The sequence below is a fragment of the Xanthomonas sp. XNM01 genome, assembly GCF_014851915.1.
GTDB lineage: Bacteria > Pseudomonadota > Gammaproteobacteria > Xanthomonadales > Xanthomonadaceae > Pseudoxanthomonas.
Genome location: NZ_JACVAP010000003.1, coordinates 78,151 through 99,858, shown reverse-complemented (window position 1 = coordinate 99,858; position 21,708 = coordinate 78,151). Strand labels below are relative to the sequence as shown.

At 67.4% G+C, this 21,708-nt stretch carries 16 protein-coding genes and 5 tRNA genes; all 21 read left to right on the top strand.

Translation table 11 applies throughout. The features are described 5' to 3' along the window. Positions 1 to 166: 166 nt before the first annotated feature. The 21 genes from IB242_RS11790 to rpoC all read left to right on the top strand — a co-directional run bounded on the left by IB242_RS11790 (position 167) and on the right by rpoC (position 21,495). Positions 167 to 1,768 carry a tetratricopeptide repeat protein gene (locus tag IB242_RS11790; protein WP_225540540.1) on the top strand — a complete coding sequence of 534 codons (1,602 nt, stop codon included), beginning with the start codon at positions 167 to 169 and terminating at the stop codon, positions 1,766 to 1,768. Next, a complete protein-coding gene (lolB, locus tag IB242_RS11785; RefSeq protein ID WP_192279507.1) occupies positions 1,765 to 2,385 on the top strand; it encodes a lipoprotein insertase outer membrane protein LolB in 621 nt (206 codons plus the stop codon). The genes IB242_RS11790 and lolB overlap by 4 nt, the downstream gene beginning before the upstream one ends. 11 nt (positions 2,386 to 2,396) lie before the next feature. Next, a complete protein-coding gene (gene ispE, locus IB242_RS11780; protein WP_192280525.1) occupies positions 2,397 to 3,263 on the top strand; it encodes a 4-(cytidine 5'-diphospho)-2-C-methyl-D-erythritol kinase in 867 nt (288 codons plus the stop codon). 8 nt (positions 3,264 to 3,271) lie between these two features. Beyond that, positions 3,272 to 3,348 (top strand) — tRNA-Gln (locus tag IB242_RS11775). Positions 3,349 to 3,485: 137 nt separating this feature from the next. Further along, positions 3,486 to 4,445 (top strand): ribose-phosphate diphosphokinase, encoded by a 960-nt coding sequence (locus IB242_RS11770; RefSeq protein ID WP_192280522.1) that lies wholly within the window; start codon positions 3,486 to 3,488, stop codon positions 4,443 to 4,445. A gap of 222 nt (positions 4,446 to 4,667) precedes the next feature. After that, on the top strand, positions 4,668 to 5,288 hold the full coding sequence (locus IB242_RS11765) for a 50S ribosomal protein L25/general stress protein Ctc (RefSeq protein WP_192279505.1): 621 nt from the start codon (positions 4,668 to 4,670) through the stop codon (positions 5,286 to 5,288). A 51-nt stretch (positions 5,289 to 5,339) separates the two neighbouring features. After that, positions 5,340 to 5,918: an aminoacyl-tRNA hydrolase gene (pth, locus tag IB242_RS11760; protein WP_192279503.1), complete on the top strand. Its 579-nt coding sequence runs from the start codon at positions 5,340 to 5,342 to the stop codon at positions 5,916 to 5,918. A 103-nt stretch (positions 5,919 to 6,021) separates the two neighbouring features. Then, positions 6,022 to 7,113, top strand: a complete 1,092-nt coding sequence (gene ychF, locus IB242_RS11755; RefSeq protein ID WP_192279501.1) for a redox-regulated ATPase YchF — start codon at positions 6,022 to 6,024, stop codon at positions 7,111 to 7,113. A gap of 100 nt (positions 7,114 to 7,213) precedes the next feature. Continuing rightward, positions 7,214 to 7,299, top strand: a tRNA-Tyr gene (locus tag IB242_RS11750). Between the two features lie 68 nt (positions 7,300 to 7,367). Further along, positions 7,368 to 7,441, top strand: a tRNA-Gly gene (locus tag IB242_RS11745). A 39-nt stretch (positions 7,442 to 7,480) separates the two neighbouring features. Then, positions 7,481 to 7,556, top strand: a tRNA-Thr gene (locus IB242_RS11740). Positions 7,557 to 7,612: 56 nt separating this feature from the next. Continuing rightward, positions 7,613 to 8,803 (top strand): elongation factor Tu, encoded by a 1,191-nt coding sequence (tuf, locus tag IB242_RS11735; protein ID WP_192279471.1) that lies wholly within the window; start codon positions 7,613 to 7,615, stop codon positions 8,801 to 8,803. Positions 8,804 to 8,905: 102 nt separating this feature from the next. Beyond that, a tRNA-Trp gene (locus IB242_RS11730) sits at positions 8,906 to 8,981 on the top strand. A gap of 69 nt (positions 8,982 to 9,050) precedes the next feature. Next, entirely contained in the window at positions 9,051 to 9,461 is a 411-nt protein-coding gene (gene secE, locus IB242_RS11725; RefSeq protein WP_192279499.1) for a preprotein translocase subunit SecE, read from the top strand. Positions 9,462 to 9,474: 13 nt separating this feature from the next. Then, positions 9,475 to 10,032: a transcription termination/antitermination protein NusG gene (gene nusG, locus IB242_RS11720; protein WP_192279497.1), complete on the top strand. Its 558-nt coding sequence runs from the start codon at positions 9,475 to 9,477 to the stop codon at positions 10,030 to 10,032. 209 nt (positions 10,033 to 10,241) lie between these two features. Next, entirely contained in the window at positions 10,242 to 10,670 is a 429-nt protein-coding gene (rplK, locus tag IB242_RS11715; RefSeq protein ID WP_192279495.1) for a 50S ribosomal protein L11, read from the top strand. A gap of 4 nt (positions 10,671 to 10,674) precedes the next feature. Beyond that, positions 10,675 to 11,373, top strand: coding sequence for a 50S ribosomal protein L1 (gene rplA / locus IB242_RS11710; RefSeq protein ID WP_192279493.1), 699 nt, complete (start codon positions 10,675 to 10,677; stop codon positions 11,371 to 11,373). Positions 11,374 to 11,743: 370 nt separating this feature from the next. Continuing rightward, complete coding sequence (gene rplJ, locus IB242_RS11705) at positions 11,744 to 12,292, top strand: 50S ribosomal protein L10 (RefSeq protein WP_192279492.1); 549 nt, start codon at positions 11,744 to 11,746, stop codon at positions 12,290 to 12,292. 57 nt (positions 12,293 to 12,349) lie between these two features. Continuing rightward, positions 12,350 to 12,724 (top strand): 50S ribosomal protein L7/L12, encoded by a 375-nt coding sequence (gene rplL / locus IB242_RS11700; RefSeq protein WP_192279490.1) that lies wholly within the window; start codon positions 12,350 to 12,352, stop codon positions 12,722 to 12,724. 262 nt (positions 12,725 to 12,986) lie between these two features. Continuing rightward, positions 12,987 to 17,174, top strand: a complete 4,188-nt coding sequence (gene rpoB, locus IB242_RS11695) for a DNA-directed RNA polymerase subunit beta (RefSeq protein WP_192279488.1) — start codon at positions 12,987 to 12,989, stop codon at positions 17,172 to 17,174. Positions 17,175 to 17,271: 97 nt separating this feature from the next. Next, the gene (rpoC, locus tag IB242_RS11690) at positions 17,272 to 21,495 is read left to right on the top strand and encodes a DNA-directed RNA polymerase subunit beta' (RefSeq protein ID WP_192279486.1); all 4,224 of its coding nucleotides are present in this window, start codon (positions 17,272 to 17,274) and stop codon (positions 21,493 to 21,495) included. Positions 21,496 to 21,708 lie beyond the last annotated feature (213 nt).

Sequence of the window (21,708 nt, the reverse complement as noted above, 5' to 3'; positions counted from 1 at the left end):
GTCTTTGGGCCGCCATTTTACGGCCCGGTGGGTGCCAATGCCTGTATCAAATCGTCCCGCTGTCGCAGACCCGTGCCGCGGGCCCCGTCCGGTCGGGTCCGGTGGCCGCGTCGCGCTGCTCGCTTCGGCCCTGCTCGCGGCCGCGCTGCTGCTGCCCGGTCCGGCGATGGCGAGCCCGCGCGACGACGTGATGACCCCGTTGCTGGCCGGCGAGTTCGCGCTGCAGGCCGGGCAGCTGCCCGATGCCGCGCGCTGGTACCTGGAGGCCGCCCGGGGTGCGGAGGCCGACGAGGCGCTGGCCGACCGCGCCACCCGCATCGCGATGCTCGCCAACGACGACAAGGCCGCCGCCGAGGCGCTGGCGCTGTGGCGCGCCCGCGCGCCCGAATCGCTGCCCATGCACGCGGCCAGCGCCTCGCTGGCCCTGCGGCGCGGCCAGGCGCGGCAGGCGCGGCGTGAGCTGGAAGGGCTGCTGCGCTCCAGCGACCCGCGCGGCTGGCGCTATGCCCTGGTTGCCCTCTCCGGCGGGCGCGACCAGAAGACCACGACCCGGGTCCTCGGCCAGCTGGTCGACAGTGGCGCCATTCCCGATGAACTCCCGGCATGGCAGGAGTTCGGGCGGCTGGCGCTGCGCCTGGAAGAACAGCCGCTGGCCAAGCGCATCGTCGACCAGGTCGTCGTCCGCTTCCCCGACGAACCGCGCGTCGCGGTGCTGCGGGCCGGGCAGCTGCAGCAGTCCGGGCGGCCCGAGGAGGCGCGCGCGATGCTGGCCCAGGTCGAGCCGCGTGCCGCCGACGATGGCGAGATCCGCGCGATGCTGGCCATCGCCTACGAATCCATGCGCGATTTCGGCGCGGTGGCCCGCGTGATGGCGATGGGCCCGCAGGACACCCAGACCTATGGCGCGCGCGCCTCGGCGCTGGCGCGCGGCGAGGACACCGGGGGCCTGACCGCGCTGTACGACCAGCTGGTCGCCGAGGGCGCGCAGCCCGATCCCGGACGGCGCCTGCTGCTGGGCCGGCTGGCCGAATTCCTCAAGCGTCCCACCGAGGCGCTGGACTGGTATCGCGGCGTGCCCGGCGGGCCGCAGCGGATCGAAGCGCGGATCCGCATCGCCGCGGTGCTGCACGCGCTGGAGCGCCGCGAGGAGGCCTACACCGAGGCGCGTGCGCTGCAGAACGACGGCACCGCCGACGACGATGCCCGCCGCGACGCCTACCTGCTGGAGGCCGAGCTGCGGCACAGCGCCGACGACGATGCCGGCGAGCTGGACGCGCTCGGCCGCGGCCTGGCCGCCTATCCGGACGACAACGCGCTGCTGTACGCGCGGGCGCTGGCCTGGGAGCGGCGCGACCGCATCGACCGGGCCGAGGCCGACCTGCGCAAGGTGCTGGTCACCGAGCCGGAGAACGTCGCCGCGCTCAACGCGCTCGGCTACACCCTGGCCGACCGCACCACCCGCTACCAGGAGGCGCTGGAACTGATCGACCGCGCCCGCACCGCCGAGCCGGACAATCCGGCCATCGTCGACAGCTACGGCTGGGTGCTGTACCGGCTGGGCCGGCATGCGCAGGCGCTGGTCGAGCTGCGTCGGGCCTGGAGCCTGATGAAGGACCCGGAAGTGGCCGCGCACGTCGGCGAAGTGCTGTGGGTGACCGGCCGGCGCGAGGAAGCGCGGCGCTTCTTCGACGAGGCGCTCAAGCTCGATCCGGAAAACCGCTCGCTGCGGCGCGCGCTGGAAACGCTGGGCGTGGAGGTGGCGCCATGAGCCGCCTGCGCGCGGTCGGGGTACTGCTGGTCGCTGGCCTGCTGGCCGCCTGCGGTTCGGTGCCGCAGCGTCCGGCGCGGGCGCCGGTGGATGTCGAGGCCGCGCAGGCGGCCCAGCGCGAGCGGCAGGCGCAGCTGGCCCGTTTCCCGGACTGGTCGCTGCAGGGCCGGGTCGCGATCAGCCAGCAGGGCAAGGGCGGCAACGGGCGCATCGACTGGTCGCAGCAGGGCACGGCCTACCGCATCGCGCTGAGCGCGCCGGTGACCCGGCAGAGCTGGCAGTTGAGCGGCGAACCCGGCGGCGCGACCCTGGAAGGCCTCGACGGCGGCCCCCGTTCCGGCCCCGATGCGACCGAACTGTTGTGGCAGTCCACCGGCTGGCTGATCCCGGTCGAAGGGCTGGCCGACTGGGTGCGCGGCCTGGCCGCTGGCGATGCGCAGGTGTCCTATGGCGAGGATGGCCACCTGCGCCGGATCGTCGCCGCGGGCTGGACCGTCGAGTACCAGGCCTGGCAGCCGGCCGCCGACGGGTTCCCGGCGATGCCGACCCGGATCCAGGCCGAGCGTGACGGCGCGCGGGTACGGCTGCTGGTCGACCGCTGGATGCCGATGCCGTGAATCACGCGGTCATGGAAGGGCAGGGCTGGAGCCTGTGGCCGGCCCCGGCCAAGCTGAACCTGTTCCTGCGCATCACCGGCCGCCGTGCCGATGGCTACCACATGCTGCAGAGCGTGTTCCGGCTGCTGCACTGGGGCGACCGGATCGGCCTGCGGGTGCGCACGGACGGGGCGATCGTGCGGGTCGGTGCGTCCGTTCCCGGCGTGGCCGCAGCCGACGATCTGGCGGTCCGCGCCGCGAAACTGCTGCAGGAAGCAGCCGATTGCCCGCTGGGTGCCGACATCTTCGTCGAAAAGCACGTCCCCACCGGCGGCGGGTTCGGCGGTGGGTCGTCCGACGCGGCGACCGTGCTGCGTGTGCTGGACCGGCTCTGGCGCCTGGACCTTGGCGAGGAACGGCTGGCCGCGCTCGGCCTGCGACTGGGCGCGGACGTGCCGGTGTTCGTGCGCGGCCGCAATGCCTGGGCCGAGGGGGTCGGCGAGGTGCTGACCCCGCTGGCGCTGGACCCGGCCAGCTACCTGCTGGTCGATCCCGGCGTGCACGTACCGACCCCGGTCCTGTTCCAGGACCCGGATTTGACGCGAAATGCCCCGCCCGCGACAATGTCGGGCTTCGCTGCTGGATCGGTGCTCGACAACGCCTTCGAGCCGGTGCTGCGCTGCCGCGAACCGGCCGTCGAGGCCGTGTTCGATGCGCTGGCGCGTGTCGGCCGGCCACGCCTGACCGGGTCTGGCGCAGGGTGTTTCGTCGAGTTCGCCGATCGCGCCGCCGCCGACCAGGCGCTGGCGCGGCTGCCGCAGGGCCTTCGCGCCTGGGTGGTGGACGGTGCGGCGCGGTCGCCGTTGCTGGATGCGCTGGCGCGGCCACCGGAAGGTTGATCGAACGCAGGGGCGTCGCCAAGAGGTCCAAGGCACCGGGTTTTGATCCCGGCATTCGCAGGTTCGAATCCTGCCGCCCCTGCCATCCGTTTCGTGCGGATGGCGTCCGTCCCGTCCGCGCATCGGAAGGGCGGCATCAATCCGCCGACGGCGGAGTCACGGAACGACGTCTCGATTCACCCGCCCACCGCCACCAGATCGAACGCCGCCGTGATCAAGAAACTGCAAGAAGACCGGAACCTGCTCGTCTTTTCCGGCAATGCCAACCGCCCGCTGGCGAACAGCATCTGCCGCGAGCTGGGCGTGCGCCCGGGCAAGGCCCTCGTTTCCACCTTCTCCGATGGCGAAGTCCAGGTCGAGATCGAGGAGAACGTGCGCCGGCAGGAGGTGTTCGTCATCCAGCCGACCTGCGCGCCGACCGCCGAGCACCTGATGGAATTGCTGGTGCTGATCGACGCGCTCAAGCGCGCATCGGCGGCCAGCGTCACCGCGGTGATGCCGTACTTCGGCTATTCGCGCCAGGATCGCCGCCTGCGCTCCACGCGCGTGCCGATCACGGCCAAGGTCGCGGCCAAGATGATGAGCGCGGTGTCCACCGACCGCGTGCTCACCGTCGACCTGCACGCCGACCAGATCCAGGGTTTCTTCGACATCCCGGTCGACAACGTCTACGCCTCGCCGCTGCTGCTGGCCGACATCTGGCGCGCCTACGGCACCGAGAACCTGATCGTGGTCTCGCCGGACGTCGGCGGCGTGGTCCGCGCCCGTGCGGTGGCCAAGCGCCTCGACGACGCCGATCTGGCGATCATCGACAAGCGCCGGCCGCGCGCCAACGTGTCCACGGTGATGAACATCATCGGCGACGTCGAGGGCAAGACCTGCGTGATGGTCGACGACATCGTCGACACCGCCGGCACGCTGTGCGCCGCCGCGGCCGCGCTGAAGGCGCGTGGTGCGCTGAAGGTCGCCGCGTACTGCACGCACGCCGTGCTGTCCGGCGCGGCGATCGACAACATCAACAACTCGCAGCTCGACGAACTGGTGGTGACCGACACGATCCCGCTGTCGGACGCCGCCAGGGGCTGCAAGCGGATCCGCCAGGTCAGCGTGGCCGAGCTGCTGGCCGAGACGATCCGCCGCATCGCCTTCGGCGAATCGGTGAGCTCGCTGTACGTGGATTGACGGTGCGCGGCGCTGGCCGCGTATCGCAGGAAGGATCGGCCGCCTCCGGGCGGCCGTCCGGACGACGGTAATCGGGAGTGGTCGGCGCGCCGGTCACTCCCGTTTCCCGACCTCCGGGAACGCACGACTCGTCTGGTCGCGGACGAGTCGCCCGGGCCGCCGCAAGGCGGTCCATCGAACGGGATCCCATCCGGTGTCCCGCAACCACCAAGAGTGAATGAAATGTCCAACCATGTGATCAATGTCGAACGTCGCGAGGACGAGGGCAAGGGTGCGAGCCGCCGCCTGCGTCGCGACGGCAAGATTCCGGCCGTCGTCTACGGTGGCGACCTGAAGCCGGTCAACATCCAGCTCGACCACGAGAAGATCTGGCTGGCCCAGCAGAACGAGTGGTTCTACTCCTCGATCCTGGACCTGAGCCTCAACGGCGACGTGCAGAGGGTGCTGCTGCGTGACATGCAGCGTCATCCGTACAAGCAGCTGGTCATGCACCTGGACTTCCAGCGCGTGAACGAGAACGAGGTCCTGCGCGCCGCCGTGCCGCTGCACTTCGTCAACGCCGAGACCTCGCCGGCCGGCAAGGCTGGTGGCGTGGTCATCACCCACGAGCTGAACGAAGTCACCGTGACCTGCCTGCCGAAGGACCTGCCGGAGTCGATCGAAGTCGACCTGTCGCAGCTGGCCGTCGGCGACGTCGTCCACCTGTCGGCGATCAAGCTGCCGGCCGGCGTCGAGATCCCGGAGCTGAAGCTGGGTGCCGACCACGACGTGGCCGTCGTCATCGCCAAGCACGCCCGCGTCGAGGCCGACCCGGCCGAAGGCGAAGGCGAGAAGGCCGAGTAAGCCGCACACCTGCTGCCCGGCCTTGCCGGGCAGCAGGCGGCTGCAGACACGATGGCGGAACTGCGTCTCATCGTCGGACTGGGCAATCCCGGTCCGGAACACGCCCGGACCCGGCACAACGCCGGGTTTCGTTTGGTCGACACCCTGGCCGAGCGCGCCGGTGCGCGTTTCGCGCTCGAATCCAAGCTGTTCGGCGAGACCGCGCGGGTCGACATCGGCGGACGCAGCGTCTGGCTGCTGAAGCCGGCGACCTACATGAACCTCAGCGGCAAGTCGGTCACCGCCGCGCTGCGGTTCTGGAAGATCGCGCCGGAGGAGGCGCTGCTGGCGCACGACGAACTCGACCTGGCGCCCGGCGTGGCGCGGCTGAAGTTCGACGGAGGTCATGGCGGCCAGAACGGCCTGCGCGACACCATCCAGCTGCTCGGCCACGGCAGGTTCCATCGCCTGCGCATCGGCATCGGCCATCCCGGCCACAAGGACCGCGTCACCGGCTGGGTGCTCGGGCGTCCGGGCGCCGACGACGAGATCATGATCGGCCGCGCGATCGACGACGCGATCGACGTGCTGCCGCTGGTGGCGTCCGGCGAGGTCAACGAGGCGATGAAACGGCTGCACACGGCGCGGTAGAGGACGATCCCGGCGGCTGGTCCGCCCCCGGAGAGTCAAGGGTCAAGCTGGGCGCGCGGCATCCTGCTTGACCCTTCACTTTTCACTGTTGACGGCACTCATCATGGGCATCAAATGCGGCATCGTCGGCCTGCCGAACGTCGGCAAGTCGACCCTGTTCAACGCGCTGACCAAGGCCGGCATCGCCGCGGCCAACTTCCCGTTCTGCACGATCGAGCCGAACGTCGGCGTGGTGCCGGTGCCGGACCCGCGCCTGAACCAGCTGGCCGAGATCATCAACCCGCAGAAGGTCGTGCCGACCGCGGTCGAGTTCGTCGACATCGCCGGCCTGGTCGCCGGCGCGGCCAGCGGCGAGGGCCTGGGCAACAAGTTCCTGGCGCACATCCGCGAGGTCGATGCGATCACCCACGTGGTGCGCTGCTTCGAGCATGGCGACATCATCCACGTGAACAACAAGGTCGACCCGCTCTCTGACATCGACACGATCGACACCGAGCTGGCCCTGGCCGATCTGGACAGCGTCGAGAAGGCGCTCAACCGCGCCGAGCGCTCGGCCAAGGGCGGCGACAAGGAGGCTGCTGCGCGCAAGCCGGTACTGGCCAAACTGCAGGCGGCGCTGGCCGAGGGGCGTTCCGGCCGCAGCGCCGGCCTGGACGACGAGGAGAAGGCGCTCGTCCGCGACCTGTTCCTGCTGACCCTCAAGCCGGTGATGTACATCGCCAACGTGCTGGAGGACGGCTTCGAGAACAATCCGCACCTGGAGGCCGTGCGCGCCCGCGCCGCCGCCGAGGGTGCCGAGGTGGTGCCGGTCTCGGCCGCCATCGAAGAAGAGCTGTCGCAGCTGGACGATGCCGACCGCGACACCTTCCTGGCCGATCTCGGCCTCGAGGAGCCGGGCCTGAACCGCGTGATCCGTGCCGCCTACAAGCTGCTGGGGCTGCAGACCTACTTCACCGCCGGCGTGAAGGAGGTCCGTGCGTGGACGGTCAAGGCCGGCGCCACCGCGCCGCAGGCCGCCGCGGTGATCCACACCGACTTCGAGAAGGGCTTCATCCGCGCCGAAACCATCGCCTTCGACGACTTCATCCGGTATCGTGGCGAGTCGGGTGCGCGCGAGGCCGGGCGCATGCGTCTGGAGGGCAAGGAATACCGCGTGCAGGAAGGGGATGTGCTGCACTTCCGCTTCAACGTCTGACCACTGGAATCCGATGCAACAAATCTGTTGACAGGCGTATCGGATGCGGTCAGAATTTCGGGCTCCTTCACCCCTCCAGCGATTTCGGCGGGGCGGACAAGGAGGGATACCCAAGCGGCCAACGGGGGCAGACTGTAAATCTGCTGGCTTACGCCTTCGGTGGTTCGAATCCACCTCCCTCCACCAGGTTCAAGTGGTGCCGGAAACATCGTGACAGGCTTCGGAGTGTGGTTTGCCGAAGTGCGGTTCCCCTCGCGGGAGTAGTTCAATGGTAGAACCTCAGCCTTCCAAGCTGATGGTGCGGGTTCGATTCCCGTCTCCCGCTCCATTGCGCCACACGATGTTCCGTTGAAAAGTTGTTGCATGTGCTCACGTAGCTCAGTCGGTAGAGCACCTCCTTGGTAAGGAGGAGGTCGAAGGTTCGATTCCTTTCGTGAGCACCACTTTTCAAGTCGCCCGAGCAGGGCGGTTCTTTCAAATCATCATCCGAGAAGCAGCCATGGCCAAGGGTAAGTTCGAGCGCACCAAGCCGCACGTCAACGTCGGCACCATCGGTCACGTCGACCACGGCAAGACCACGCTGACCGCCGCGCTGACCAAGATCGGCGCCGAGCGCTTCGGTGGCGAGTTCAAGGCCTATGACGCGATCGACGCGGCGCCGGAAGAGAAGGCGCGCGGCATCACGATCTCGACCGCGCACGTCGAGTACGAATCCCCGACCCGTCACTACGCCCACGTCGACTGCCCGGGCCACGCCGACTACGTCAAGAACATGATCACCGGCGCCGCGCAGATGGACGGCGCGATCCTGGTGTGTTCGGCTGCCGACGGCCCGATGCCGCAGACCCGCGAGCACATCCTGCTGTCGCGTCAGGTCGGCGTGCCGTACATCGTCGTGTTCCTGAACAAGGCCGACATGGTCGACGACGCCGAGCTGCTCGAGCTGGTCGAGATGGAAGTGCGCGAGCTGCTGAGCAAGTACGACTTCCCGGGCGACGACACCCCGATCGTGCACGGTTCGGCCCGCCTGGCGCTGGAAGGCGACCAGAGCGACATCGGCGTGCCGGCGATCATCAAGCTGGTCGAGGCGCTGGACACCTGGATTCCTGAGCCGGAGCGTGCGATCGACCGTCCGTTCCTGATGCCGGTCGAGGACGTGTTCTCGATCTCGGGCCGCGGCACCGTGGTGACCGGCCGCATTGAGCGCGGCGTGATCAAGGTCGGCGAGGAAATCGAGATCGTCGGCATCCGTCCGACTCAGAAGACCACCGTCACCGGCGTGGAAATGTTCCGCAAGCTGCTGGACCAGGGCCAGGCAGGCGACAACGCCGGTCTGCTGCTGCGCGGCACCAAGCGTGACGACGTCGAGCGCGGCCAGGTGCTGGCCAAGCCGGGTTCGATCACCCCGCACACCTCGTTCGACGCCGAAGTCTACGTGCTGTCGAAGGACGAGGGCGGCCGCCACACCCCGTTCTTCAAGGGCTACCGTCCGCAGTTCTACTTCCGCACCACCGACATCACCGGTGCGGTCGAGCTGCCGGAAGGCGTGGAGATGGTGATGCCGGGTGACAACGTGAAGATGGCCGTCACCCTGATCAACCCGGTGGCGATGGACGAAGGCCTGCGCTTCGCGATCCGCGAAGGCGGCCGTACCGTCGGCGCCGGCGTGGTCTCCAAGATCACCAAGTAAGCCCCCTGCGGGTCCCGGCGACGGGTCGCCGGGAAAGCGCGAAGGGCGGGCCGGAGCTTCGGTCCGCCTTCGCCGTCTAAGGAAGTCCTGGTCAGTTCCTGTACGCCAGTAGCTCAATTGGCAGAGCAGCGGTCTCCAAAACCGCAGGTTGGGGGTTCGAGTCCCTCCTGGCGTGCCATCTGACGGAGTTCCATGCAGTAATCCGGTCCGCGTCTGTCGGGCCGTACCGATTGAGAGCGACCGCGACTTGAACAGCAAGATCGATCCGGCCCAGTCCGCCGCCGGCGGCGACATCGCCAAGTACGTCATTGCCGCGTTGCTGGTCCTCGGCGGTCTCTTCGTCTGGTTCTGGTTCGGTGCCGCCGAGCGCTCCGCCCAGCTGGGTGCATGGGGCGGTCAGCTGCGTGGCCTGGCCGTCGTGGCTGGTCTGCTCGCGGGTCTCGGCGTCTTCATGGTCACCGCCAAGGGGCGCGACACCCGCGATTTCCTGAGCGAATCCCGCTTCGAGCTGCGCAAGGTGGTGTGGCCCACCCGTCAGGAAGCGACCCGCATGACCTGGGTGGTGATCGTGGTGGTGATCATCCTGAGCCTGCTGCTCGCCGGTTTCGATTTCTTCGTCAAGTGGGCGATCGAGCTGTTCCTGAACTACGGCCGCTGAGGAGAATGTCGCAGTGAAGCGTTGGTATGTGGTTCACGCCTATTCCGGATTCGAGAAGTCCGTTGCCCAGGCCCTGCGCGACCGCATCGTCCGCAACGGCATGGAAGAGCGTTTCGGCGAAGTGCTGGTGCCGACCGAGGAAGTGATCGAGATGCGCTCCGGCCAGAAGCGCCGTTCCGAGCGCAAGTTCTTCCCGGGGTATGTGCTGGTCCAGATCGAGACCCACGACGAGAACGGTATTCCGCGCATCGACAGCGAAAGCTGGCACATGGTCAAGGAAACCTCGAAGGTGATGGGCTTCATCGGCGGCACCGCCGATCGCCCGCTGCCCATCCAGGACCATGAGGCCGCCGCGATCCTCGATCGCGTGCAGGAAGGCGTCGAGAAGCCGCGTCCGAAGGTGCTGTTCGAACCGGGCCAGATGGTCCGCGTCACCGATGGCCCGTTCAACGACTTCAACGGCGTCGTCGAAGAGGTCAACTACGAGAAGAGCCGCCTGCGTGTCGCGGTGCTCATCTTCGGTCGCTCGACCCCGGTCGAGCTCGAGTTCGGTCAGGTCGAGAAGGCCTGACCAGGCTCCCGGGCGCGCGCCTGCGGCCGCCCCGGATATCTGATACACTGCGCGGCTTCCTGTCCGGGATGCCGGGCATCCACATCGGCCGCCCTCGGGGCGGCCGTTCGTGCGAGATGGATCTAGCGTCAACGCGATACCGGGACGCGTGATTTTCCCGGAGCGATGGGGAGCCTGAATCCAGGCGTCTGCACCCGGAGAGTACTCAAATGGCAAAGAAAGTTGTCGGTTACATCAAGCTGCAGGTGAAGGCCGGTCAGGCCAACCCCTCGCCGCCGGTCGGTCCTGCGCTGGGTCAGCGCGGCCTGAATATCATGGAGTTCTGCAAGGCATTCAACGCAGCGACCTCCAAGCTCGAGCCGGGTCTGCCGACCCCGGTCATCATCACGGCCTATTCGGACCGTACCTTCACCTTCGTCACCAAGAGCACCCCGGCGACCGTGCTGCTCAAGAAGGCCGTGGGCATCACCTCCGGCTCCAAGCGCCCGAACACCGACAAGGTGGGCAAGGTCACCCGCAAGCAGCTCGAGGACATCGCCAAGGCGAAGGAACCCGATCTGACCGCGGCCGACCTGGATGCGGCGGTACGTACCATCGCGGGCTCGGCCCGTTCGATGGGTCTGGTGGTGGAGGGCTGAGATCATGGCACTGAACAAGCGACAGAAGGCAATCAAGGCGGCCGTCGAGCCGGGCAAGGCGTACGCGATCGATGACGCCCTGAAGATCATCAAGGGCTTCACCAAGGCCAAGTTCGTCGAGGCCGTCGACGTCTCCGTCCGCCTGGGCGTGGATGCGAAGAAGTCCGACCAGCAGGTGCGCGGTTCGACCGTGCTGCCGGCCGGTACCGGCAAGTCGGTGCGCGTGGCGGTGTTCGCCCCGGCGGGCGCCAAGGCCGACGAGGCCCTGGCCGCTGGCGCCGAGGCCGTCGGCATGGACGACCTGGCCGAGAAGATGCAGGCCGGCGACCTGAACTACGACGTGGTCATCGCCACCCCGGACGCGATGCGCGTCGTCGGCAAGCTGGGCACCCTGCTGGGTCCGCGCGGTCTGATGCCGAACCCGAAGGTCGGCACCGTGTCGCCGAACCCGGCCGAGGCGGTCAAGAACGCCAAGTCGGGCCAGGTGCGCTACCGCACCGACAAGGCCGGCATCATCCACGCCACCATCGGCAAGGCCGACTTCGGTGACGATGCGCTGAAGTCGAACCTGCAGGCGCTGCTGCTGGACCTGATCAAGGCCAAGCCGGCGACCTCGAAGGGCCAGTACCTGCAGAAGGTCTCGCTGAGCTCGACGATGGGCCCGGGCGTGACCGTCGACCAGACCTCGCTGTCCCTGAAGTAATCGCGTGTCCCGGGCCGTCGCTGCGCGCGGGGGTCCGGTTGCAAGAGTTTGAGGGCAGTCGCCGGCCATGCGCCGGCGACAGCCGTCAAAGACCGCAGGCGCGGTCGGCGCACATCGGCGACGGGCAGGGAGGCTCGTACTGGCAGGGAATCGCCGTCGATGCAGCGGGGCTGCTTAATCCGGGCCGTCTGGTCCGAACCTGCGTAGATGGTGCCGCCTTCTGGATGCTTTCCCGATCGGCCTTCGGGCCCGAGCGGATCAGATAGGCCAGCACCGGGGCGCCACGAGGCGTCCCCGACACCCACGGAAGGGCGTCGCCCAGGACCGCAACCGGCAGGAGCCGCGAGCGGAGTTCATACGGAGGAGTGTTATGGCTCTTAATCTGTCCCAGAAGAAGGAAGTCGTCGCCGAACTGGCCGACGTCGCCGCCAAGGCGCACTCCCTGATCGCCGCCGAGTACGCAGGCACCACGGTCTCCCAGATGACCGCGATGCGCAAGAAGGCCCGCGAGAACGGCGTGTACTTGAAAGTCGTCAAGAACACGCTGGCCGCGCGCGCCGTCGAAGGCACGGAGTTCGAGTGCACCAAGGATGCACTCGTGGGTCCGCTGCTGTATGCGTTCTCGACCGAGGAGCCCGGCGCAGCCGGTCGCCTGATCAAGGAGTTCGCCAAGACCAACGACAAGCTGAAGCCGCAGGTGGTCGCCGTCGGCGGTCAGCTGTATCCGGCCAGCCATGTCGAGGTCCTGGCGTCGCTGCCGACCCTCGAGCAGGCCCTGGCGATGGTCGCCCGTGCCCTGGCCGAGCCGGCCACCATGTTTGCTCGCGCGGTCAAGGCCGTCGCCGATCAGCAGGGTGGTGGCGATGCCGCGCCGGCCGAAACCGACGCCGCTGCCGAAGAAGCCGCGACCGAAGCCTGATCGCTTCGACGATTTCCTAAATTTCCTTTCCAGAAAACATTTCAGAAGGTAATCACAATGTCCCTTTCCAACGAGCAGATCGTCGAAGCCATTGCCGGCAAGACCCTGATGGAAGTGATGGAGCTGGTCAAGGCCATCGAAGAGAAGTTCGGCGTCTCCGCCGCCGCCCCGGTCGCCGTGGCTGCCGGCCCGGCCGCTGCCGCTGCCCCGGTCGAGGAGCAGACCGAGTTCACCGTCGTGCTGAAGGCCGCCGGCGACAAGAAGGTCGAGGTCATCAAGGCCGTCCGTGCCATCACCGGCCTGGGCCTGAAGGAAGCCAAGGACCTGGTCGAAGGCGCTCCGAAGGACGTCAAGGACGGCGTGTCGAAGGACGACGCCGCCAAGTTCAAGAAGGACCTCGAGGCCGCCGGCGCGACCGTCGAACTCAAGTAAGCGACACCTTGCATCGCCGGCACATTCGGTGATGCACCAAGGCTGGGGGCGAAAGCCCCCGGCCTTTGGTCGTTCCGGGAGCATGGCTCCCGCGATGGCCCGAAACACCTGAAAACCCAGTGTCACGCACGCGCGGAGCTGGTAGTCGGAAGTAGCGGGAGATGGCGTGCTGGTGCCGGCAATACCAGCGACTTCCTACTGACAGTTTCATGTTCCCCTCGGGCCGCGACGCACGGCCCGCAATGACAGAGGTGGTAGACCCATGACGTCGTATTCGTTCACCGAGAAGAAGCGCATCCGCAAGGATTTCGGCAAGCAGAGCTCGATCCTGGAAGTGCCGTTCCTGCTCGCCATCCAGGTCGATTCCTACCGTGATTTCCTGCAGGCCGACACCGATGGCGCCAAGCGCCGCGACCAGGGCCTGCATGCCGCCCTGAAGTCGGTCTTCCCGATCAGCAGCTACAGCGGCAACGCCGCGCTGGAGTACGTCGGCTACAAGCTCGGCGAGCCGGTGTTCGACGAGCGCGAGTGCCGCAACCGTGGTCTGTCCTACGGTGCGCCGCTGCGCGTGACCGTGCGCCTGGTGATCTACGACCGCGAGTCGTCGACCAAGGCGATCAAGTACGTGAAGGAGCAGGAGGTCTACCTCGGCGAGATCCCGCTGATGACCGAGCACGGCACCTTCATCGTGAACGGCACCGAGCGCGTCATCGTCTCGCAGCTGCACCGTTCGCCGGGCGTGTTCTTCGACCACGACCGCGGCAAGACCCACAGCTCGGGCAAGCTGCTGTACAGCGCCCGTATCATCCCCTACCGCGGCTCCTGGCTGGACTTCGAGTTCGACCCCAAGGACGCGCTGTACACCCGTATCGACCGTCGCCGCAAGCTGCCGGTGTCGGTGCTGCTGCGTGCGCTGGGCTACTCGAACGAAGAGATGCTGCGTGCGTTCTTCGAGATCAACACCTTCCACATCGACCCGAGCGAAGGCGTGCAGCTGGAGCTGGTGCCCGAGCGCCTGCGCGGCGAGACGCTGAACTTCGATCTGGCCGATGGCGACAAGGTCATCGTCGAGGCCGGCAAGCGCATCACCGCGCGCCACGTGCGTCAGCTGGAGCAGTCGGGCATCACCGCCCTGGCCGTGCCGGACGAGCACCTGGTCGGTCGCATCCTGGCCCATGACGTGGTCGACGCCGCCACCGGCGAACTGCTGGCCAGCGCCAACGACGAGATCAACGACGAGCATCTGGCCGCGTTCCGCAAGGCCGGCGTCGCCAGCGTCGGCACGCTGTGGGTCAACGACCTGGACCGTGGTCCGTACCTGTCCAACACCCTGCGCATCGACCCGAGCCGCACCCAGCTCGAGGCGCTGGTCGAGATCTACCGGATGATGCGTCCGGGCGAGCCGCCGACCAAGGAAGCCGCGCAGAACCTGTTCCACAACCTGTTCTTCACCTTCGAGCGCTACGACCTGTCGGCCGTGGGCAGGATGAAGTTCAACCGTCGCGTGGGCCGCAAGGAAACCACCGGCGAAGCCGTGCTGTACGACAGCAAGTACTTCGGCGAGCGCAACGACGAGGAATCCAAGCGCCTGGTGGCCGAGCGCGGCCAGACCTCGGACATCCTCGACGTGCTGAACGTGCTGACCGAGATCCGCAATGGTCGCGGCGTGGTCGACGACATCGACCACCTGGGCAACCGCCGCGTGCGTTCGGTCGGTGAAATGGCCGAGAACGTGTTCCGCGTGGGCCTGGTCCGCGTCGAGCGCGCGGTCAAGGAGCGCCTGTCGATGGCCGAGTCCGAGGGCCTGACCCCGCAGGAGCTGATCAACGCCAAGCCGGTGGCTGCCGCGATCAAGGAGTTCTTCGGCTCCTCGCAGCTGTCGCAGTTCATGGACCAGAACAACCCGCTGTCGGAAGTCACCCACAAGCGCCGCGTGTCGGCTCTTGGCCCGGGCGGCCTGACCCGCGAGCGTGCCGGCTTCGAAGTGCGCGACGTGCACCCGACTCACTACGGCCGCGTCTGCACCATCGAAACGCCGGAAGGCCCGAACATCGGCCTGATCAACTCGCTGGCCGTGTTCGCACGCACCAACCAGTACGGCTTCCTGGAGACGCCGTACCGCCGCGTCGTGGACGGCCAGATCACCGATGCCGTCGACTACCTGTCGGCGATCGAGGAGAACGAGTACGTCATCGCGCAGGTCAACGCCGCGCACGATGGCAACGGCAAGCTGACCGAGCTGTTCGTCCCCTGCCGTTACCAGGGCGAGTCGCTGCTGAAGCCGCCGGCCGAGATCCACTACATGGACGTCTCGCCGATGCAGACCGTGTCGGTCGCCGCGGCGCTGGTGCCGTTCCTCGAGCACGACGACGCCAACCGCGCGCTGATGGGCGCCAACATGCAGCGCCAGGCCGTGCCGACGCTGCGTGCGCAGAAGCCGCTGGTCGGTACCGGCATCGAGCGCGCCGTGGCGCGCGACTCGGGCGTGACCGTGAACGCCCGCCGTGGTGGCGTGATCGAGCAGGTCGACGCCGGCCGCATCGTGGTCAAGGTGCATGAAGTGGAGATCTCCGGCGAGCACGACGCCGGCGTCGACATCTACACCCTGACCAAGTACACCCGCTCCAACCAGAACACCTGCATCAACCAGCGTCCGCTGGTGCACGTGGGTGATCTGGTCGCGCGCGGCGACGTGCTGGCCGACGGCCCGTCCACCGACATCGGCGAGCTGGCCCTGGGCCAGAACATGCTGATCGCGTTCATGCCGTGGAACGGCTACAACTTCGAAGACTCGATCCTGCTGTCCGAGCGCGTGGTCCAGGAAGACCGCTACACCACGATCCACATCGAAGAGCTGACCTGCGTCGCGCGCGACACCAAGCTGGGGCCGGAGGAGATCACCGCCGACATCCCGAACGTGTCCGAGCAGGCGCTGAACCGCCTCGACGAGTCGGGCGTGGTGTACATCGGCGCCGAAGTGCGCGCCGGCGACATCATGGTCGGCAAGGTCACGCCGAAGGGCGAGAGCCAGCTGACCCCGGAAGAGAAGCTGCTGCGCGCGATCTTCGGCGAGAAGGCTTCGGACGTGAAGGACAGCTCGCTGCGCGTGCCGCCGGGCATGGACGGCACCGTCATCGACGTGCAGGTCTTCACCCGCGACGGCATCGAGAAGGACAAGCGCGCGCGTCAGATCGAAGAGTCCGAGATCAAGCGCGTCAAGAAGGACTTCGACGACCAGTTCCGGATCCTGGAAGCGGCGATCTACGCGCGCCTGCGCGGCCAGATCATCGGCAAGGTCGCCAATGGCGGCACCGGCCTGAAGAAGGGCGACACCGTCACCGACGCATACCTGGATGGCCTGAAGAAGGCCGACTGGTTCCTGCTGCGGATGAAGGACGAGGATGCCTCCGACGCCATCGAGCGTGCGCAGAAGCAGATCCAGGCGCACGAGAAGGAGTTCGAGGCACGCTTCGCCGACAAGCGTGGCAAGATCACCCAGGGCGACGACCTCGCACCGGGCGTGCTGAAGATGGTCAAGGTGTTCCTGGCCGTGAAGCGCCGCATCCAGCCGGGCGACAAGATGGCCGGTCGCCACGGCAACAAGGGCGTGGTGTCGAACGTGGTGCCGGTCGAGGACATGCCGTACATGGCCGACGGCAACTCGGTCGACATCTGCCTCAACCCGCTGGGCGTGCCGTCGCGCATGAACATCGGCCAGATCCTCGAGGTGCACCTGGGCTGGGCCGCGAAGGGCCTGGGCAAGCGCATCCAGAAGATGCTGGACGAGCAGCGTGCGGTGACCGAGCTGCGCGAGTTCCTGGGCAAGGTCTACAACCACGACTCGGCCCTGGCCGGCGATCGCGTCGACCTCAGCCAGTTCAGCGACGAGGAGCTGCTGACCTTGGCGCGCAACCTGACCGACGGCGTGCCGATGGCCACCCCGGTGTTCGACGGTGCGTTCGAGGAAGAGATCCGCGAAATGCTGAACCTGGCCTACCCGGACGGCGACGCCGACACCGAGCGCCTGGGCTTCAACGTCACCAAGACGCAGATGCAGCTGCACGATGGCCGCACCGGCGAGGCGTTCGACCGCAAGACCACGGTCGGCTACATGCACTACCTGAAGCTGAACCACCTGGTCGACGACAAGATGCACGCCCGTTCGACCGGCCCGTACTCGCTCGTCACCCAGCAGCCGCTGGGCGGCAAGGCGCAGTTCGGCGGCCAGCGCTTCGGTGAGATGGAAGTCTGGGCGCTGGAAGCCTACGGCGCGGCCTACACCCTGCAGGAAATGCTGACGGTGAAGTCCGACGACGTGCAGGGCCGCAACCAGATGTACAAGAACATCGTCGACGGCAACCACGAGATGGTCGCGGGCATGCCGGAGTCCTTCAACGTGCTCGTGAAGGAAATCCGCTCGCTGGCCATCAACATGGAGCTGGAAGACTGATACGGCGCCAGAGGGACGGCGCGGCCGCCAGGCCCGCCGTCCGCACGGAATCCGCTCTAGCCACCGAATCGCCTCCAACTCCTGACGGAGAAAAGAAATGAAAGACCTGCTCAACCTCTTCAACCAGCAGCGCCAGACGCTGGACTTCGATGCGATCAAGATCGCGCTGGCCTCGCCGGACCTGATCCGTTCGTGGTCCTTCGGCGAAGTGAAGAAGCCGGAAACGATCAACTACCGCACCTTCAAGCCGGAACGTGACGGCCTGTTCTGCGCGGCCATCTTCGGCCCGATCAAGGACTACGAGTGCCTGTGCGGCAAGTACAAGCGCATGAAGCACCGCGGCGTGGTCTGCGAGAAGTGCGGCACCGAGGTCACCCTGGCCAAGGTCCGTCGCGAGCGCATGGGCCACATCGACCTGGCCTCGCCGGTCGCGCACATCTGGTTCCTCAAGTCGCTGCCGTCGCGCATCGGCCTGATGCTGGACATGACCCTGCGCGACATCGAGCGCGTGCTGTACTTCGAAGCCTTCGTGGTGACCGAGCCGGGCCTGACCCCGCTCGAGCGCCGCCAGCTGCTCAACGAGGAGCAGTACCTGCAGGCGCGCCAGGAGCATGGCGACGACTTCGACGCCGCGATGGGCGCCGAGGCGGTCTATGACCTGCTGCGCACGATCGACCTGCAATCGGAAGTGGTCCGCCTTAAGGAAGAGATCGCCGCCACCGGTTCGGAGACCAAGCTCAAGCGCCTGACCAAGCGGATCAAGCTGATCGAGGCCTTCATCGAGTCCGGCAACCGTCCGGAGTGGATGGTCATGACCGTGCTGCCGGTGCTGCCGCCGGATCTGCGCCCGCTGGTGCCGCTGGACGGCGGCCGCTTCGCGACCTCCGACCTGAACGACCTGTACCGCCGCGTCATCAACCGCAACAACCGTCTGCGCCGCCTGCTGGAGCTCAACGCTCCGGACATCATCGTGCGCAACGAAAAGCGCATGCTGCAGGAGTCGGTCGATGCCCTGATGGACAACGGCCGCCGCGGCCGCGCCATCACCGGCACCAACAAGCGCCCGCTCAAGTCGCTGGCCGACATGATCAAGGGCAAGCAGGGCCGCTTCCGCCAGAACCTGCTGGGCAAGCGCGTCGACTACTCGGGCCGTTCGGTCATCGTGGTCGGTCCGTACCTGCGCCTGCACCAGTGCGGCCTGCCGAAGAAGATGGCGCTGGAGCTGTTCAAGCCGTTCGTGTTCGCCAAGCTGCAGCGTCGCGGCCTGGCCACCACGATCAAGGCCGCCAAGAAGCTGGTCGAGCGCGAAGAAGCCGAGGTCTGGGACATCCTGGAAGAGGTCATCCGCGAGCATCCGGTGCTGCTGAACCGTGCGCCGACCCTGCACCGTCTGGGCATCCAGGCGTTCGAGCCGGTGCTGATCGAAGGCAAGGCGATCCAGCTGCACCCGCTGGTCTGCACCGCGTTCAACGCCGACTTCGACGGCGACCAGATGGCCGTCCACGTGCCACTCTCGCTGGAAGCCCAGCTGGAAGCGCGCGCGCTGATGATGTCGACCAACAACATCCTGTCGCCGGCCAACGGCGAGCCGATCATCGTGCCGTCGCAGGACGTCGTGCTCGGCCTGTACTACATGACCCGCGCCTTGGAGAACAAGAAGGGCGAGGGCATGGCGTTCGCCAACGTCGCCGAGGTCAAGCGCGCCTACGACAACCGCACCGTCGAGCTGCACGCCAAGGTCAAGGTCCGCATCAACGAGACCACGATCGACGAGCAGGGCAACAAGACCCGCAAGCCGACCATCGTGGACACCACGGTCGGTCGCGCGCTGCTGGCCGAGATCCTGCCGGACGGCCTGCCGTTCGCGCTGGCCAACACCGAGCTGAGCAAGAAGAACATCTCGCGCCTGATCAACTCGTGCTACCGCCAGCTGGGCCTGAAGGACACGGTCGTGTTCGCCGACCAGCTGATGTACACCGGCTTCGCCTACGCGACCCGCGCCGGCGTGTCGATCGGCATCGACGACATGCTGATCCCGGACGAGAAGAAGGGCATCCTGACCGAGGCCGAGGCCGAGGTGCTGGAAATCCAGGAGCAGTACCAGTCCGGTCTGGTCACCGCCGGCGAGCGCTACAACAAGGTCGTGGACATCTGGTCGCGCACCAACGAGCGCATCGCCAAGGCGATGATGGAAACCATCGGTACCGAGAAGGTCCTCAATGCCAAGGGCGAGACCATCGACGAGAAGTCGATGAACTCGCTGTACATCATGGCCGACTCCGGCGCGCGTGGTTCGCAGGCGCAGATCCGTCAGCTGGCCGGCATGCGCGGCCTGATGGCCCGCCCGGACGGCTCGATCATCGAGACGCCCATCAAGGCGAACTTCCGCGAAGGCCTGAACGTGCAGGAGTACTTCAACTCCACGCACGGTGCCCGTAAGGGTCTGGCCGATACCGCGCTGAAGACCGCGAACTCCGGTTACCTGACCCGTCGTCTGGTCGACGTGGCGCAGGACGTGGTGATCACCGAGGTCGACTGCGGCACGCTGCACGGCCTGACCATGACCCCGATCGTGGAAGGCGGCGACGTGGTCGAGCCGCTGAAGGACCGCGTGCTGGGCCGTGTGGTCAGCGAGGACGTGTTCCTGCCCGGCAACGACGAGGATCCGATCGTCACCCGCAACACCCTGCTCGACGAGCAGTGGGTGGCGCGTCTTGAAGATGCCGGCGTGCAGTCGATCAAGGTCCGCTCGACCATCACCTGCGAATCGGCGTTCGGCGTCTGCGGCCACTGCTACGGCCGCGACCTGGCCCGTGGTCACCTGGTCAACATCGGCGAATCGGTCGGCGTCATCGCCGCGCAGTCGATCGGCGAGCCGGGTACCCAGCTGACCATGCGTACGTTCCACATCGGTGGTGCGGCGTCGCGTGCGGCTGCGGTCGACAACATCACCGTCAAGACCACCGGTTCGGTCAAGTTCAACAACCTCAAGTCGGTCGAGCATGCCGCCGGCCACCTGGTCGCGGTGTCGCGTTCGGGCGAGGTGTCGGTGCTCGATCCGCACGGCCGCGAGCGCGAGCGCTACAAGCTGCCGTACGGCGCGACCATCACGGTCAAGGACGGCGCGGAGATCAAGGCCGGCCAGTCGGTCGCCAACTGGGATCCGCACAACCACCCGATCGTGTCGGAAGTGGCCGGTTTCGTGCGCTTCATCGACTTCATCGACGGCGTCACCGTCATCGAGAAGACCGACGAACTGACCGGCCTAGCCTCGCGCGAGATCACCGATCCGAAGCGTCGCGGCTCGCAGGGCAAGGACCTGCGTCCGATCGTGCGCATCGTCGACAAGGACGGCAACGACCTGACCATCCCGGGCACCGACCTGCCGGCGCAGTACATGCTGCCGCCGCGCTCGCTGGTGAACCTGCAGGACGGCGTGGCCGTGGGCGTCGGCGACGTGGTCGCCAAGATCCCGCAGGAAGCCTCGAAGACCCGCGACATCACCGGTGGTCTGCCGCGCGTGGCCGACCTGTTCGAAGCGCGCAAGCCGAAGGATCCGGCGATCCTGGCCGAGCGCTCGGGCGTGGTCAGCTTCGGCAAGGACACCAAGGGCAAGCAGCGCCTGATCATCAAGGGGCCGGACGGCGAGGAGCACGAGGAGCTGATCCCGAAGTACCGCCAGATCATCGTGTTCGAAGGCGAGCACGTGACCAAGGGCGAGACCGTGGTGGACGGCGAGCCGAGCCCGCAGGACATCCTGCGCCTGCTGGGCATCGAGCCGCTGGCGGCCTACCTGGTCAAGGAAATCCAGGACGTCTACCGCCTGCAGGGCGTGAAGATCAACGACAAGCACATCGAGGTCATCACCCGCCAGATGCTGCGCAAGGTCGAGATCACCGACCAGGGCGACAGCAGGTTCCTGAATGGCGAGCAGGTCGAGAAGCAGCGTGTGATCGAGGAGAACGTGCGCCTGGGCAACCGCAACGAGCTGGTGGCCAAGTTCGATCCGGTCCTGCTGGGCATCACCAAGGCCTCGCTGGCGACCGAGTCGTTCATCTCGGCCGCCTCCTTCCAGGAGACCACCCGCGTGCTGACCGAGGCCGCCGTGCGCGGTACCCGTGACAGCCTGCGCGGCCTGAAGGAGAACGTGATCGTCGGCCGCCTGATCCCGGCCGGTACCGGTCTGGCGTACCACAGCCAGCGCCGCCGCAGCGCGACCGGTCTGACCGAGTCGGAGATGCAGACCCTGGCCGGCGGCAGCGCCGAGCCGGTGGCGGTGACCGAGTCGGCCGCCGATGCGGCGGGCGACGACGCCGAGTAAGCAGCAGTTCCCGGGAGCCGGTCCGCCGGCCCCGGGAACGACGCGACGGCAGGACGCCATCGCGCGCGGGAAGGGAGGCCGGCAACCGCCGGCGTCCCGGCCCGCCAACAGGGACGGGTAGGGCTGGTTGACGGCTTTTTCGCCACCCGGCTATACTTTCATGTCTCGGCAGGCCGTCTTCGGCCTGCCGTGCGTTTTCACGTACCGGCCCCG

Excerpts from the sequence above, each read along its gene's own strand:
- IB242_RS11790 (WP_225540540.1), top strand. The coding sequence starts at position 167 with ATGGCGAGCCCGCGCGACGACGTGATGACCCCGTTGCTGGCCGGCGAG.
- lolB (WP_192279507.1), top strand. The coding sequence starts at position 1,765 with ATGAGCCGCCTGCGCGCGGTCGGGGTACTGCTGGTCGCTGGCCTGCTG.
- ispE (WP_192280525.1), top strand. The coding sequence starts at position 2,397 with ATGGAAGGGCAGGGCTGGAGCCTGTGGCCGGCCCCGGCCAAGCTGAAC.
- IB242_RS11765 (WP_192279505.1), top strand. The coding sequence starts at position 4,668 with ATGTCCAACCATGTGATCAATGTCGAACGTCGCGAGGACGAGGGCAAG.
- pth (WP_192279503.1), top strand. The coding sequence starts at position 5,340 with ATGGCGGAACTGCGTCTCATCGTCGGACTGGGCAATCCCGGTCCGGAA.
- ychF (WP_192279501.1), top strand. The coding sequence starts at position 6,022 with ATGGGCATCAAATGCGGCATCGTCGGCCTGCCGAACGTCGGCAAGTCG.
- tuf (WP_192279471.1), top strand. The coding sequence starts at position 7,613 with ATGGCCAAGGGTAAGTTCGAGCGCACCAAGCCGCACGTCAACGTCGGC.
- rplK (WP_192279495.1), top strand. The coding sequence starts at position 10,242 with ATGGCAAAGAAAGTTGTCGGTTACATCAAGCTGCAGGTGAAGGCCGGT.
- rplA (WP_192279493.1), top strand. The coding sequence starts at position 10,675 with ATGGCACTGAACAAGCGACAGAAGGCAATCAAGGCGGCCGTCGAGCCG.
- rplJ (WP_192279492.1), top strand. The coding sequence starts at position 11,744 with ATGGCTCTTAATCTGTCCCAGAAGAAGGAAGTCGTCGCCGAACTGGCC.
- rplL (WP_192279490.1), top strand. The coding sequence starts at position 12,350 with ATGTCCCTTTCCAACGAGCAGATCGTCGAAGCCATTGCCGGCAAGACC.
- rpoB (WP_192279488.1), top strand. The coding sequence starts at position 12,987 with ATGACGTCGTATTCGTTCACCGAGAAGAAGCGCATCCGCAAGGATTTC.
- rpoC (WP_192279486.1), top strand. The coding sequence starts at position 17,272 with ATGAAAGACCTGCTCAACCTCTTCAACCAGCAGCGCCAGACGCTGGAC.